The sequence below is a fragment of the Microbacterium paraoxydans genome (genome assembly GCF_019056515.1).
GTDB lineage: Bacteria > Actinomycetota > Actinomycetes > Actinomycetales > Microbacteriaceae > Microbacterium.
In genome coordinates, this window is the sequence record NZ_CP064873.1 from 940,470 (window position 1) to 954,313 (window position 13,844).

Below are 13,844 nucleotides of genomic sequence, written 5' to 3' on the forward strand. Positions count from 1 at the left end.
CGCTCGAGCGGGAGGGAATGGGCCGCCGATCTGGGGAGAACGGCGGCCCACCACTCCCACACCTGCGAGACGCACGTCACCGATCTGGGGAGTCCGGTGACACCGTCTCGTCCGATCGACCGGAGACCGCAGTGCTGCGCGTCGCGCGGAGCGCTGTCGTCCTAGGCGGGCAGCGCCGGTCCCGTCCAGACCCGCGCGACGCGCAGCTCCGCGTCCAGGAGCACCGCATCGCCGAGCAGGCCGGGGCGCAGCGCGCCGAGGTGGGCGTCACGTCCGATCGCGCGGGCCGGGGTGTCCGTGAGCGCCCGCACGACCTCCGGCAGCGGCACGCCCGCCGCCACCGCCCGCTGCAGCGCGACGTCCTGGGTCAGGGTGGAGCCGGCGATCGAGCCGGTGTCGTCGGCGCGGGCCACGCCGTTCTCGACGGTGACCTTGACCGCACCGAGGTCGTACTTGCCGTCGGCGCTCCCGGCCGCGGCCATGGCGTCGGTGATGAGCGCCACGCGCTGCGGCGCCGCGTCGAACACGAGCTTGACGACGTGCGGGTCGAGGTGCACGTCGTCGGCGATGGCCTCCAGGATCACCCGGTGGTCGGCGGCCGCAGCCAGCACCGGTCCGGGCGCGCGGTGGTGGATGCCGGGCATCGCGTTGAACGCGTGGGTCAGCAGCGAGGCACCGGCCTCGAAGGCGGCGACGGCCATCGCGGCGTCGGCGTCGGTGTGCCCCACCGCGGCCGCGGCACCCGCCGCGACGATCTGACGGACCGCGTCGATCCCTCCGGGGAGCTCCGGCGCGATGGTGACCTGACGGACGGTGCCTTCTCCGGCATCCAGCAGACGGGCCACGTCGGCCGGGACGGGGTGCCGCAGCAGCGAGGGCTCATGGGCGCCGTGGTGCCCGGGGTCGAGGAACGGGCCCTCCAGGTGCGAGCCGAGGACGTCCGGGTCGGTCCTGGTCAGGGTGGCGATCAGGGCGACGCTGCGGGCGAGGTCGTCGATCGTGCCCGTGACGAGCGAGATGACGGCCCTGGTGGTGCCGTGCTCGCGGTGCAGATCCCGCCCGGTCCGGATGGCGTCCACACCGTCGTCGTACGCCGCACCCGCTCCGCCGTGACCGTGGATGTCGACGAAGCCCGGCGTGAGCAGCGCGCCCGCGCCCGCCACGGCGGTCGCGTCCACGACCTCCGTCGCGGGCTCCCAGTCCGTTCCGGTGCCGCGGGACGCTACGACGCCGTCCTCGATGCGCACCCAGCCGTCCTCGACGATCTCCCCGCGATCGACGAGGCGGGCGGAGTGGATGACGAGGGAACCGGTCGCGGAGGAGAGGGTCTTCAACGGGCGCTCCAGGGGATCTCGGGGGCGGGGTGGAAATCGACCCCCTCAGCCTTCCACAGCGGCGCGAGGGCGCCGACCCGGGCGCGGAAGGACTCCCACGTGCGGCCCACGCCCTCGCGCGGCGACCAGGCGATCTCGGCCTGCGCGGCGGCACGGGGGAACACGAGCTGCTCCACCTCGTCGAGCGTGCGGGTGGTCTCGGACCACAGCGGCGCCTCGATCCCCAGGATCGCCTCGTCCGGCACGTCGAGGACGGCGGTCGGCTCCCACTCGTACGCGCGGCGGACGTCGATGATGGCGGCCCAGGTGAGTCCGAGCGGGAACTCGGCCGTGTACTTCATGTCGAGATAGGTCGCATCCGCCGCCGACATGATGAGGGCTCCGCCGCGCTCGACGAAGTGCGCGGCCTCCTCGGCATGCGTGCCCGTCGGCGTCGTCATGCCCCAGTACTGCCCGATCGTGCCGCGGGCGATGCCGGCCGCCGACCCCATCTCGTGCCACGCGACCGGGGTCTTGCCCTCCTCGACGACGATCGCCGTCGCGCGCTCCGCGAAGAGGTCGAAGTCGGCCTGGGGCGTGCCGAGGGACTCGTCTCCTCCGATGTGGATGTAGGGCCCCGGGGTCATCTCGGCGAGCTCGCGGACGACGTCGCGGACGAACCGGTACGTCTCCTCCTCGTGGATGCGCACGCTGGAGTGCCCGACGCCCCAGCCCAGGTAGGGCTCTCCGGCCACGGGGAGCGGCTGGCCGAGCTGCTCGGACTGGGCGACCAGCGCGTCGTTCAGCACCGGGGCCTCGACCAGCTCCGGATAGGCCACGCCGATCGCGTGGGTGTGGCCGGGGAGGTCGACCTCGGGGATCACGATCATGTGGCGCGCCGCCGCGTACGCCACGATCTCGCGGTAGTCGTCCTTGGTGTAGAAGCCGCCGGGGGCGCCGTCGGCCGCGGTGGCGGCGGCGCGCTCGGTGAGCAGCGGCCAGGAGTCGATGTGCACGCGCCAGCCCTGGTCGTCGGTGAGGTGCAGGTGCAGGTGGTTGAACTTCAGCGCGCTGGTGCTGTCGATGAACCGCTTCACGTCGTCGACGCCGAAGAAGTGCCGCGCCACGTCGAGCATCACGCCGCGGCGGGCGAAGCGCGGGGCGTCGGCGATGTCGGCGCGGAGCAGCGCCCAGCCGGCGTCGTCCTCCCGGAGCAGCTGCAGCAGCGTCTGGACCCCGTAGAAGAGCCCCGCCTCATCGGCGCCGATGAGGATGGCGCGGTCGCCGACCTCGAGCGTGTAGCCCTCCGGTGCGGACGAGGCCGCGTCGACGAACAGCTCGATCTCGGCGGGGCCGGAGTCCACCGCGGTGAGGCGGAGGCCGGTGCGGCGTTCGACGGCGTCGATCAGCTGTCCGGCGGCGGGGGAGGAGCCGAGCACGCGCGTCGTCGCGGCGAGCGGCAGACGTCCCTCCCTGGCCTTCGCGGACACCGGAGCGGGGACGAGGGGCAGATCAAGAGGTAGGACCATGAACAAAACCTAGCCAACGAAACGCCGCAAGGGAACAGGGGGATCGAAACGATTCTGCAGACGGTGGGCACGATGCCCGAAACGACCGCGTGCGCGGCGTCGCGCATCGGCTATGCTCGTAACCGTCGCGACTGGCGTCTGGGTGGACAACCACCGGGGAGCGACTGACCACGGAATTCGACCGCGCGCCTGGGCCGATAGGAACACCCTTTTCGAATCCGTCGTCAAAAGGAGCACGTCATGACCGACCGTTACTTCAACGCCCCGCTGTCCGAGGTCGACCCGGAGATCGCCGAGGTCCTCGATCGCGAGCTGAAGCGTCAGCAGACCTTCCTCGAGATGATCGCCTCGGAGAACTTCGTCCCCGTCTCGGTCCTGCAGTCGCAGGGCTCGGTGCTCACCAACAAGTACGCCGAGGGCTACCCCGGCCGCCGCTACTACGGCGGCTGCGAGGAGGTCGACGTCGCGGAGGAGCTCGCCATCTCCCGCGCCAAGAGCCTGTTCGGCGCCGAGTTCGCGAACGTCCAGCCGCACTCCGGTGCGTCCGCGAACGCCGCGGTCCTGCACGCGATCGCCCGCCCCGGCGACACCCTGCTCGGCCTCTCGCTCGACCAGGGCGGCCACCTCACGCACGGCATGAAGATCAACTTCTCCGGCCGCCTGTACGACATCGTGGCCTACGGGGTCGACGCCGAGACCTCGACGATCGACATGGACGAGGTCCGCCGCCTCGCCATCGAGCACAAGCCCAAGGTCATCATCGCCGGGTGGTCCGCCTACCCGCGGACGATGGACTTCGCCGCGTTCCGTGCCATCGCCGACGAGGTGGGCGCGATCCTCTGGGTCGACATGGCGCACTTCGCCGGCCTCGTCGCCGCCGGCCTGCACCCCAACCCGGTGCCGCACGCGCACGTCGTGTCCTCCACCGTGCACAAGACCATCGGCGGCCCCCGCTCGGGCTTCATCCTCACCAACGACGCCGACCTCGCCAAGAAGATCAACACCGCGGTCTTCCCGGGGCAGCAGGGCGGTCCGCTGATGCACGTCATCGCCGCGAAGGCGACCGCCTTCAAGCTCGCCGGCACGCCGGAGTTCAAGGAGCGCCAGGAGCGCGTGCTGCGCGGGGCGAAGCTCATCGCCGAGCGCCTGTCGCAGCAGGACGTGAAGGACGCCGGCATCGCCGTGCGCTCGGGCGGCACGGACGTGCACCTGGTGCTCGTCGACCTCCGCGACGCCGAGATCGACGGCAAGCAGGCGGAGGACCTCCTGCACGACATCCACATCACCGTGAACCGCAACGCCGTGCCGAACGACCCGCGTCCGCCGATGGTGACCTCGGGCCTGCGGATCGGCACGCCCGCGCTCGCGACCCGCGGCTTCGGCGACGCCGAGTTCACCGAGGTGGCCGACATCATCGCCCTCGCGCTGCTCCCCGGTGCCGACATCGAGGCGCTCCGCGCCCGCGTGGACGCGCTCGCCGCGGCCTTCCCGCTCTACCCGGACCTGCAGCAGTGACCGCGGTCGTCCTCGACGGCAAGGCGGCGGCGGCCGAGATCCGCGCCGAGCTGACGGAGCGGGTCGCCGCGCTGAAGGAGAAGGGCGTCACCCCCGGCATCGCCACGGTGCTGGTGGGAGCCGACCCCGCCTCGCAGCTCTACGTGGGCATGAAGCACCGGCAGTCCGAGGCGATCGGGATGAACTCGATCCAGCGCGAGCTGCCGGCTGACGCCACCCAGGCCGACGTCGAGGCGCTGATCGACGAGCTCAACGCCGATCCCGCCTGCCACGGGTACATCGTGCAGCTGCCGCTGCCGAAGCACCTCGACACCGACGCGATCCTGGAGCGGATCGATCCGGCGAAGGACGCGGACGGGCTGCACCCGACCAACCTCGGGCGCCTCGTCCTCAACGTCAACGCGCCGATCCACACGCCGCTGCCATGCACCCCGCGCGGGGTCATCGAGCTGCTGCTGCGCAACGACTACGACCTCAAAGGCAAGCACGTCGTGGTCGTCGGTCGCGGTGTCACGATCGGGCGTTCGATCGGGCTGCTGCTGACCCGTCGCGATCTCAACGCGACGGTCACGCTGACGCACACCGGCACTGTCGACATGCCGCGTTACCTGCGGGAGGCCGACGTGATCGTGGCGGCGGCGGGGGTCAAGCACCTCATCCGCGCCGAGGACGTCAAGCCCGGAGCCGCGGTGCTGGACGTGGGGGTCACCCGCGAGACCGATCCGGAGACCGGGAAGAACCTCGTGTTCGGCGACGTCGCTCCCGAGGTCGCCGAGGTCGCCGGGTACCTGTCGCCGAATCCGGGAGGGGTGGGGCCGATGACCGTCGCCCTGCTCATGACCAACGTCGTCGAGGCGGCCGAGCGGTCGGTCTGACCTCCGCACCGCGTCGCAGATTCACGCGAACGCCGCAGGGACCCGAGTGATCCCTGCGGCGTTCGTGCGATTCTGCGGACTCAGCCCTGGCCGTGCAGCGAGCTCTCCACGCCGCTGATCCGGGCCTGCTCGTCGAAGCGGATCGTCGCGGTGCCCGAGGCATCCGTCACCGTGGCGCCGGAGAAGGACTCGTCCGTCCAGGTGAGGGTCCAGCCGGCGAGACGCGCGAGGTCCCAGACCGCCGTGCGGGCGTCGGGGAGGGGCGTCTGCGCGAGGGTGCGGGGCAGGGCCACCACCGTGTCGGCGACCGTGAGCGGGGCGAGCGGGGCGTCGAGCAGGAACACCGCGCGGGTGCCGCCGTCGACGGGGGCCGAGTAGTAGGGGGAGCGCCCGGTGAGCTCCACCGCCACGCCGCCGATCGTGTGCGCCGCGCGGGCGATCCACTCCGCGTCGCCCGAGGCATCGGCCGGGAACGGGACCTCGGGGGCGGTGAGCTCGGCGATCCCGTGCTGCTCGCCGTACGCGCGGAGCTGCGCCGCGACACCCTGGGGGTCGCCCTGGGGGTGCGCCCACGCCCACAGCAGCGAGCGGGGGCCGGGGGCGATCGTGGCGATGAGGTGCGCGCGGGTCACGAGCTGCCGGGTCGGGTCGTCGTTCGCGGTGAAGGTCAGCGTTCCCGCCGCGAGGTCGGCGTCCCACCGGTGCTCGCCGAGCGCATCGGCGGCCGCGGAGAGGGCGTCCTGGCGGAGCGCGGTGAAGAGGGCGGCACGGTCGGCGAGGGGCTGCAGCGGGGGGAAGGTCATGCCCACAGTCTCGCCGGGATTGCTATGAATCCGCCACTCCCGCGCGCTCCGGGACGGCCGCCGCGGGCCGCCCCATCCGCCACACCGCGGGGACGAGCAGGGTGATCAGGGCGATCGCCGCATAGAGGACCGCGGAGGTGGTGAGCACGGTGGCCGGCTCCGCGTGCGTGATGAGCCAGCCGTACACGAGCGTGCCGATGGGCATCACCACGAAGCTGCCGAGCATGTCGTAGCTCGCGACCCGCGAGAGCTTCTCCCCGGGGATGTTCTCCATCATCGCGAGATTCCAGCCTGTCGCGAAGACCTCGGCCCCGGCTCCGGCGACGAACGCCGCCATCGCCAGCAGGACCGCGGCCGGGTGCACGCCGAGGAGGGTGAGCGGCAGGGCGAACGCCGCCATCCCGATCATCCCGTAGCGCAGGGGCCGGCCGAGCGGGAACCACATCAGCAGCAGGGTCATCACCAGGACTCCTGCGCCCTCCGCGCTCACGACCCACCCCCAGCCGGAGATGCCGAGGCGATCGTCGTTCTTCGCGATGTACGGGCCGACGACGCCCCAGGCGCCGACGTGGATCGCGTTCATGATCATGAAGGCCAGCACGATGGTCCACAGCCAGGAGCGGCTCCAGAACTCGTGCCACCCCACCCGGAGGTCGTGGAACATCGTGGTGCCGCCGGACGCCGCGGGCGGCGGGAGCTTCACGAGCGCGAGGACCGGGATCGCGAGCAGCCACCCCGCCGCCTGCACGACCATGGCCCACGCGGGTCCCGCGGTGGCCACCAGGACCCCGGCGATGACCGGTCCGCCGATCGTGACGGCCGAGCGGACGAACGACAGCATCGCGTTCGCCTGCTGGAGGTGCGCGGGGGTGGTCAGCTGCGGGATGATGCCCTGCATCGCGGGGAGCACGAACGCGGACGAGGCGCCGTTGATCGCGGAGAGCACGGCGAGGAGGGGGACGGTGGCCGTGCCGGTGAACAGGAGAGCCGCCATCGCTCCGACCGACAGGATGTCCACGACGTAGCAGGACTGGATGATGAGAGCGCGGGGGAGGCGGTCGGCGACGACGCCCCCGAACAGGACGAACACGATGTTGCTGATCGTGAAGGCGGCCAGCACGATCGAGAGCGACCGGGCGTCGTTGTCGATCTCGAGCACCGCGAACGCCAGGGCGATGGCCGACATCGAGCCCGTGACGAGCGTCAGGGCGCGCGCGAGGAAGAACCACCGGAAGTTGCGGTCCTGCATCGCCGCCAGTCTGTGCACCGGCTCATCCTTCCCGGCCGCTTCGAATCGCGCAAATGGCCCCATTCCGGCCGCGGATGGAGCCAGGTGCGCGACTCGAAGTCAGTAGCTGGGGCGGCCGGAGGCGTCGGAGCGGGGGAGGAAGCGGGCGGCGAGGGCCTCGGAGGCACGGGCGAGGAGGGCGACATCGGCGCCCACGGCCACGAAGTCCGCACCCGCCGCGAGATACGCGTCGGCGGCGGAGGGGTCGAACGCGTTCACCCCCACGGGCTTCCCGGCGGCACGCACTGCGGCGAACACCGACTCCACGGCGGCGACCACGTCCGGATGTGTCTGCTGTCCGAGCAGGCCCATCGACGCGGACAGGTCGGAGGGGCCGACGAACACCGCGTCCACCCCGTCGACCGCGGCGATGTCGGCGGCGGCCTCGACCCCGGCGACCGTCTCGATCTGCACCGTCAGCGACACGTGCTGCGCCGACTCCTGCAGGTAGCGGTCGACGCGGTTCCAGCGGGCGCTGCGGGCGAGGGCGCTGCCGACGCCGCGGACGCCCTCGGGGGGATAACGGGTCGCGGCCACGGCGGCCCTCGCCTCGTCGGCGGACGACACCATCGGCACGATGAGGTTCTGCGCACCGAGGTCGAGCACCTGCTTGATCGCGACCGCATCGTTGAAGGGCACCCGGACGAGCGGGGTCACCGGATAGGCTGCGACCGCCTGGAGCTGGGTCAGCACGGACTCGAGCGTGTTCGCCGAGTGCTCCATGTCGATGAGCAGCCAGTCCAGCCCGGAGCCCGCGGCGACCTCGGCGAGCAGCGGGCTGCCGGAGCACACCCACATCCCCACGAAGGGACGATCGGACGCGGCGAGCTGCGCGCGGAAGGACGGGTCTAGACGAAGCGGCATGTGATGGTCCCCATCGGTCCGTAGTCGCACAGCACCTCGTCGCCGCGCGACACCCACATCGGGCGTGTGAACGATCCTGCCAGGATGATCTCGCCCGCCTCCAGACGCGCGCCGTGCTGATGGAACTTGTTCGCGAGCCACGCCACCCCGGTGGCCGGATGCCCGAGCACGCCGGCGGCGACACCGGTCTCCTCGATCTCCCCGTTGCGGGACAGCACGCCGGGCACCCACCGCAGGTCGATCTCGTCCGGGCGCTTGCGCACCGTCCCCAGCACCATCGCCCCGTACGCGGCGTTGTCGCTGATGGTGTCGACGATCGTGCGGCCCTCGAGCTCGATGTGCGAGTTCAGCACCTCGAGGGCCGGCACGGCGTAGTCGATCGCGGCGAGGGCGTCCTCCAGTGTGCAGTCGGGGCCCTCCAGCGGTTCCTTGAGCACGAACGCCAGCTCGACCTCGATGCGGACGTTGGAGAAGTGATCCGTGGGGATCTCCGCGCCCGACTCGTACACGGTGTCGTCGAACATCACGCCGTAGTCGGGCTCGGTGATCCCCGTCGCCTGCTGCATGGCCTTCGACGTCAGGCCGATCTTGCGCCCGACCAGCCGACGACCGGCCGCGACCTGCGAGTCCCGCCACACGCCCTGGATGGCGTAGGAGTCCTCCACGGTCGCCTCGGGGTACCGCGCGGTGATGCGCGGGATCACCCCGTGCGTGCGGTCGGCCTCCGCGAGCTCCGCGGCGATCTGCGCGATGGTCTCCTCAGGCAGCATGAGCGTCTCCTAGAGCTGGTGGCCGAGCTTGTACTCGCCCTGCTTGTACTCGGGCATCGAGGTCTCGCCCTCGTCCGCGCGGGTGTAGGAGAAGCCGTCGGCGCCGATCGTCACGGCCATCTCGCTGGAGTCCGTGCGGGCGACGACGGGCTGCGGGTTGCCGTCGAGGTCGAGCACGAGCGAGGCGTCGGTGTACCAGGAGGGCACCACCGGGGTGCCCCACCAGTCGCGGCGCTGGTTGTCGTGCACGTCCCAGGTGACGACCGGGTTGTCCGGGTCGCCGGTGTAGTAGTCCTGCGTGTAGATCTCGACGCGGTGGCCGTCCGGGTCGCGCAGGTAGAGGTAGAACGCGTTGGAGACGCCGTGCCGGCCGGGGCCGCGCTCGATGGCGTCGGAGCGGCGCAGCGCCCCGAGCTTGTCGCAGATCGCGAGGATGTTGTGCTTCTCGTGCGTCGCGAAGGCGACGTGGTGCATGCGCGGACCGTCGCCGCCCGTCGCCGCGGTGTCGTGCACGGTGGGCTTGCGGCGCATCCACGCGGCGTACACGGTGCCCTCGTCGTCCTGGATGTCCTCCGTCACGCGGAAGCCGAGGTCCTGGTAGTGGCGCACCGCGCGCGGCACGTCGGGGGTGACCTGGTTGAAGTGGTCGAGGCGCACGAGCTCGCCGGGGGTGTGCAGGTCGTACCGCCAGGACAGGCGCTCCACGTGCTCGGTGGCGTAGAAGAACTCGTACGGGAAGCCGAGCGGGTCGACGACGCGCACGGAGTCGCCGATGCCCTTCACGAAGCCGTTCTCCTGACGACGGACGTCGCAGCCGAGCTCGGTGTAGAACTCCACGGCGCGGTCGAGGTCCTCCGCGGCGCGCACCCGGTACGAGAACGCGGCGACCGCGGCGATGGGCCCCTGACGCAGGACGAGGTTGTGGTGGATGAACTCCTCGGTCGAGCGCAGGTAGATCGCCTCGTCGTCCTCCTCGGTCACGTACAGGCCCAGGATGTCGACGTAGAACTGCCGCGAGGCGGCCAGGTCGGTCACGACGAGCTCCATGTACGCGCAGCGCAGGATGTCCGGCGGCGTGCTCTTCGGCGTCGCGACGGGGTTGTCGCTCTGGATCGGGGCCTCCTGGCTCACGTAGTAGCCGGAGGAGGTGAGGGTCTTGGCGGTCTTGTCGGTCATGTCAGCGTCCTTGCTTGTGTCCGGCGGGCGTCAGTTCTTGCCGAACGTCGGGTTGTGCGGGGTCGAGGCGAGCGTGATGTGCACGCTCTGCTGGTCGGTGTAGAAGTCGATGGAGCGGTAGCCGCCCTCGTGGCCCAGGCCCGACGCCTTCACGCCGCCGAACGGCGTGCGGAGGTCGCGGACGTTGTTGCTGTTCAGCCACACCATGCCGGCCTCGACGGACTGCGCGAACGTGTGGGCACGCTTGAGGTCGTTCGTCCAGATGTAGGCCGCGAGGCCGTACTTCGTGTTGTTCGCGAGCGCCAGCGCCTCCTCGTCGGAGTCGAACGGGGTGATCGCGACGACCGGGCCGAAGATCTCCTCCTGGAAGATGCGGGCGTCGGGGGCCACGTCGGCGAACACCGTCGGGGCGACGAAATTCCCCTCCTCGAAGCCCTCGGGACGACCGCCGCCGGCGACCAGACGGCCCTCGGTCTTGCCGATCTCGACGTAGGACATCACCTTGTCGTAGTGCTCGGGGTGCACGAGAGCGCCGACCTCGGTCTCGGGGTCGTGCGGGTAGCCGACCTTGACGCGCTGCGCCTGCGCGGCGTAGCGCTCCACGAACTCGTCGTAGATCGAGCGCTCCACGATGATGCGGGACCCGGCGGTGCAGCGCTCGCCGTTGAGGGAGAAGACGCCGAAGATGGTCGCGTCGACGGCGGCCTCCAGGTCGGCGTCCGCGAAGACCACGGCGGGCGACTTGCCGCCGAGCTCCATCGACAGGCCCTTGAGGAACGGCGCGGCGTTGCCGAAGATGATCTGCCCCGTGCGGCTCTCGCCGGTGAAGGAGATGAGCGGCACGTCGGGGTGCTTCACCAGCGCGTCGCCGGCGTCTTCGCCGAGGCCGTTGACGAGGTTGAAGACGCCCTGCGGCAGGCCCGCCTCCTCGAAGATGCCCGCCCACAGCGAGGCGGAGAGGGGCGTGAACTCGGCCGGCTTGAGGACGACCGTGTTGCCGGTGGCGAGCGCGGGGCCGAGCTTCCAGGACTCGAGCATGAACGGCGTGTTCCACGGGGTGATGAGTCCGGCGACGCCGATCGGCTTGCGGTTGACGTAGTTCATCTGCTTGCCCGGCACCTTGAAGGCGTCGTCGGCCTGGGCGACGATCAGGTCGGCGAAGAAGCGGAAGTTCTCGGCGGCGCGGCGGGCCTGACCGAGGGCCTGCGTGATCGGCAGGCCGGAGTCGTACGACTCCAGCTCCGCGAGCCGGGCGTCGCGCGACTCCACGATGTCGGCGATCCTGTGCAGCACGCGCGAGCGCTCACGCGGGAGCATCCGCGGCCAGGGACCTTCGTCGAAGGCGCGCTTGGCGGCGGCGACGGCCCGCTCGATGTCGGCCTTCTTGCCGGCGGCGGCCGTCGTGTAGGTCTGGTTCGTCACCGGGTCGAGCACGTCGAACGTGTCGCCGTCGATCGAGTCGACGAAGGCGCCGTCGATGTAGTGCTGGATGTGGTCGGGCAGGTCGGCGGGGATGCGGGAGTCGGTCATGATGCTTCTCCTTCGGCGGGGACGGAACGGGTGTGCAGGGCGTCGAGGAACGCGTCCCTCGTGCGCCACCGGTGGTTGCGGGCGGCGAGCTCGATCTCCAGCGGCTCGGCGCCGTCGCGGATCAGCTCGAGGATCTGGGTGTGCTCGTCGACCGAGTGGTGGGCGCGGCCGGGCACGTAGGCGAAGGTCGAGTCGCGGATGCCGGACAGCCGGGCCCAGCCGCGGTGCACGAGGTCGAGCAGGTGCGGGTTGGGGCACGGCTCGAACAGCACGGAGTGGAACTGCCGGTTGAGCTCGGTGAACGTGTGCGGGTCGAAGTGGTCGAGCAGGCGGCTCATGCGCTCGTTGACCTCGGCGGCCTGCGCGAGCGCGTCCGCGTCGAGCAGGGGAGCGGACAGCGCGGTGGCCGCCCCTTCGACGAGTCCGAGCGTCTGCATCGTGTGGGCGTACTCGCCCTCGTCCACGAGGGTCACGCGGGCGCCGACGTTGCGCTCGAAGGTCACGAGCCCCTCGGCCTCCAGGCGGCGGATCGCCTCGCGCACCGGGACCACGCTCATCCCCAGCTCCTCGGCGATCGGACCGAGGACCAGGCGGTAGCCAGGGCCGTAGGTGTGCGCCGAGATGCGCGCGCGGATCCAGGCGTACGCCTGCTCCGACTTGCTGGCGCTCTCGACCGTGCTCACTTCCGCTCCGCTCCGGTGCCGGTCGCCTGCTCGTAGCGGGCGCGCCATTCGGCGTTCATCGGGAAGAGGCCGTCGACCGGGTGCCCGGCGGCGACCTGCTCGGCGATCCAGGCGTCCTCGATCTCCTGGGCCACGGCGTCGGCGGCGACCTCGGCGGCGAGAGCCGGCGGGATCACGATCACGCCGTCGCTGTCGCCGACGATGATGTCGCCGGGCTGCACGGTGGCACCGCCGCACGAGATCGTCACGTCGACGTCCCACGGCACGTGCTTGCGGCCGAGCACCGAGGGGTGCGCACCCTGCGAGAAGACGGGAAGCCCGATCTCGGCGACGGCCTGGAAGTCGCGGACACCGCCGTCGGTGACCACGCCCGCCGCGCCGCGGGTCTGCGCGCGCAGGGCGAGGATGTCGCCGAGCGTGCCGGTGGTCGCGTCGCCGCGGGCCTCGATGACGATGACCTCGCCTGCGGCGACCGCGTCGAACGCGCGCTTCTGGGCGTTGTACCCGCCGCCGTGACTGCGGAACAGGTCTTCGCGGAACGGCACGAAGCGGAGGGTCTTGGCGGTGCCGACGATCTTCGTATCCGGGAGGTTGGCGGAGACGCCGTCGATGAAGCAGGAGTGGTGTCCGCGCTTGCGCAGCTGGGCCGAGAGGCCGGCGGTGGGGGCTTCGAGGAGCTGGGCGCGGAGCTCGGGGGTGAGCGTGGGCGCGGTGTCCTCGGCGGGCAGGCCGGCGAGCTCGCGGGAGCCCCAGGCCTCGGTGCGCTGGAGGTCGTCCACCGCGGGGAGCGAGCCGAGGTCGCCGTCGAAGGGGACATCCCCCTGCGTGACCGTCGTGACCAGGCGGCCGGACGTGGGGGCGCCGGGGGCGTCCGGGGCGTCGACCTCGATCTCGACCACGTCGCCGGGGACGATGACCGACGAGCCCGCGGGAGTGCCCGTGAGGATCACGTCGCCGGTCTCCAGCGTGAAGTGCTGGGAGAGGTCGGCGACGAGCTGGGCCAGCGGGAAGATGAGCCCGGCGGTGGTGTCGTCCTGGCGGAGCTCGCCGTTCACCCAGGCGCGCACGCGGAGGGCCGCCGGGTCGACCGTGCGGGCGTCGATCAGCTCCGGACCGAGCGGGGTGTACCCGTCGCCGCCCTTGGAGCGGACGTTGGAGCCCTTGTCGTTGGCGCGCAGATCGTAGAGACCGAGGTCGTTCGCGGCGGTCACCCACTGCACGTGATCCCAGGCGTCGGCGAGGGCGACCCGGCGGGCCGGGGCGCCGATGATCAGCGCGATCTCCCCCTCGAACGCGAGCAGCTCGGTGCCGGCGGGACGCTCGACGGTGCCGCCGGAGACCCCGACCGAACTGGCCGGCTTGAAGAAATAGGAGGGGTGGGCGGGGCGTCGACCGCGCTGGTCGGCCCGCGAGGCGTAGCTCAGGTGGATCGCGATGATCTTCCCCGGGCGGGCGATGGTGTCCGTCACGGATGCGCCTCCTCGCGCTCGTCAGGACG

At 71.4% G+C, this 13,844-nt stretch carries 12 protein-coding genes and 1 riboswitch; of the genes, 2 read left to right on the plus strand and 10 right to left on the minus strand.

Features of this window, described 5'->3' with window-relative positions; all coding sequences use genetic code 11:
* Positions 1-161 precede the first annotated feature (161 nt).
* Together IZR02_RS04440 and IZR02_RS04445 are read right to left on the minus strand one after the other, a co-directional pair.
* On the minus strand, positions 162-1,334 hold the full coding sequence (locus tag IZR02_RS04440) for an N-acetylglucosamine-6-phosphate deacetylase (protein ID WP_062766304.1): 1,173 nt from the start codon (positions 1,332-1,334) through the stop codon (positions 162-164).
* Complete coding sequence (locus tag IZR02_RS04445; RefSeq protein ID WP_081811575.1) at positions 1,331-2,842, minus strand: family 20 glycosylhydrolase; 1,512 nt, start codon at positions 2,840-2,842, stop codon at positions 1,331-1,333. Before IZR02_RS04445 ends, IZR02_RS04440 begins: the two co-directional genes overlap by 4 nt.
* 117 nt (positions 2,843-2,959) lie before the next feature.
* Positions 2,960-3,044: riboswitch (ZMP/ZTP riboswitch) on the plus strand.
* A gap of 38 nt (positions 3,045-3,082) precedes the next feature.
* Between IZR02_RS04445 and glyA the strand changes: the two genes are divergently transcribed.
* A complete protein-coding gene (gene glyA / locus IZR02_RS04450) occupies positions 3,083-4,357 on the plus strand; it encodes a serine hydroxymethyltransferase (RefSeq protein WP_025103803.1) in 1,275 nt (424 codons plus the stop codon).
* Complete coding sequence (locus IZR02_RS04455) at positions 4,354-5,232, plus strand: bifunctional methylenetetrahydrofolate dehydrogenase/methenyltetrahydrofolate cyclohydrolase (protein WP_062766308.1); 879 nt, start codon at positions 4,354-4,356, stop codon at positions 5,230-5,232. The genes glyA and IZR02_RS04455 overlap by 4 nt, the downstream gene beginning before the upstream one ends.
* Positions 5,233-5,312: 80 nt before the next feature.
* Here the strand turns inward: IZR02_RS04455 and IZR02_RS04460 are convergent, their stop codons facing one another.
* The 8 genes from IZR02_RS04460 to IZR02_RS04495 all read right to left on the minus strand — a co-directional run bounded on the left by IZR02_RS04460 (position 5,313) and on the right by IZR02_RS04495 (position 13,815).
* Entirely contained in the window at positions 5,313-6,035 is a 723-nt protein-coding gene (locus tag IZR02_RS04460; protein WP_025103805.1) for a DUF6882 domain-containing protein, read from the minus strand.
* A 22-nt stretch (positions 6,036-6,057) separates the two neighbouring features.
* On the minus strand, positions 6,058-7,302 hold the full coding sequence (locus IZR02_RS04465) for an MFS transporter (RefSeq protein WP_197426447.1): 1,245 nt from the start codon (positions 7,300-7,302) through the stop codon (positions 6,058-6,060).
* Positions 7,303-7,383: 81 nt separating this feature from the next.
* Positions 7,384-8,187, minus strand: coding sequence for an HpcH/HpaI aldolase family protein (locus tag IZR02_RS04470; protein WP_062766314.1), 804 nt, complete (start codon positions 8,185-8,187; stop codon positions 7,384-7,386).
* Positions 8,172-8,957, minus strand: coding sequence for a fumarylacetoacetate hydrolase family protein (locus IZR02_RS04475; RefSeq protein ID WP_062766317.1), 786 nt, complete (start codon positions 8,955-8,957; stop codon positions 8,172-8,174). Before IZR02_RS04475 ends, IZR02_RS04470 begins: the two co-directional genes overlap by 16 nt.
* A 9-nt stretch (positions 8,958-8,966) precedes the next feature.
* Positions 8,967-10,133, minus strand: coding sequence for a 3,4-dihydroxyphenylacetate 2,3-dioxygenase (hpaD, locus tag IZR02_RS04480; RefSeq protein ID WP_025103809.1), 1,167 nt, complete (start codon positions 10,131-10,133; stop codon positions 8,967-8,969).
* Between the two features lie 30 nt (positions 10,134-10,163).
* Complete coding sequence (gene hpaE / locus IZR02_RS04485) at positions 10,164-11,663, minus strand: 5-carboxymethyl-2-hydroxymuconate semialdehyde dehydrogenase (protein WP_025103810.1); 1,500 nt, start codon at positions 11,661-11,663, stop codon at positions 10,164-10,166.
* On the minus strand, positions 11,660-12,346 hold the full coding sequence (locus IZR02_RS04490; RefSeq protein WP_025103811.1) for a GntR family transcriptional regulator: 687 nt from the start codon (positions 12,344-12,346) through the stop codon (positions 11,660-11,662). The genes hpaE and IZR02_RS04490 overlap by 4 nt, the downstream gene beginning before the upstream one ends.
* Entirely contained in the window at positions 12,343-13,815 is a 1,473-nt protein-coding gene (locus tag IZR02_RS04495) for a fumarylacetoacetate hydrolase family protein (protein ID WP_025103812.1), read from the minus strand. The genes IZR02_RS04490 and IZR02_RS04495 overlap by 4 nt, the downstream gene beginning before the upstream one ends.
* Between the last annotated feature and the right edge of the window lie 29 nt (positions 13,816-13,844).

Excerpts from the sequence above, each read along its gene's own strand:
- IZR02_RS04470 (WP_062766314.1), bottom strand. The coding sequence starts at position 8,187 with ATGCCGCTTCGTCTAGACCCGTCCTTCCGCGCGCAGCTCGCCGCGTCC.
- hpaE (WP_025103810.1), bottom strand. The coding sequence starts at position 11,663 with ATGACCGACTCCCGCATCCCCGCCGACCTGCCCGACCACATCCAGCAC.
- IZR02_RS04460 (WP_025103805.1), bottom strand. The coding sequence starts at position 6,035 with ATGACCTTCCCCCCGCTGCAGCCCCTCGCCGACCGTGCCGCCCTCTTC.
- IZR02_RS04445 (WP_081811575.1), bottom strand. The coding sequence starts at position 2,842 with ATGGTCCTACCTCTTGATCTGCCCCTCGTCCCCGCTCCGGTGTCCGCG.
- glyA (WP_025103803.1), top strand. The coding sequence starts at position 3,083 with ATGACCGACCGTTACTTCAACGCCCCGCTGTCCGAGGTCGACCCGGAG.
- hpaD (WP_025103809.1), bottom strand. The coding sequence starts at position 10,133 with ATGACCGACAAGACCGCCAAGACCCTCACCTCCTCCGGCTACTACGTG.
- IZR02_RS04475 (WP_062766317.1), bottom strand. The coding sequence starts at position 8,957 with ATGCTGCCTGAGGAGACCATCGCGCAGATCGCCGCGGAGCTCGCGGAG.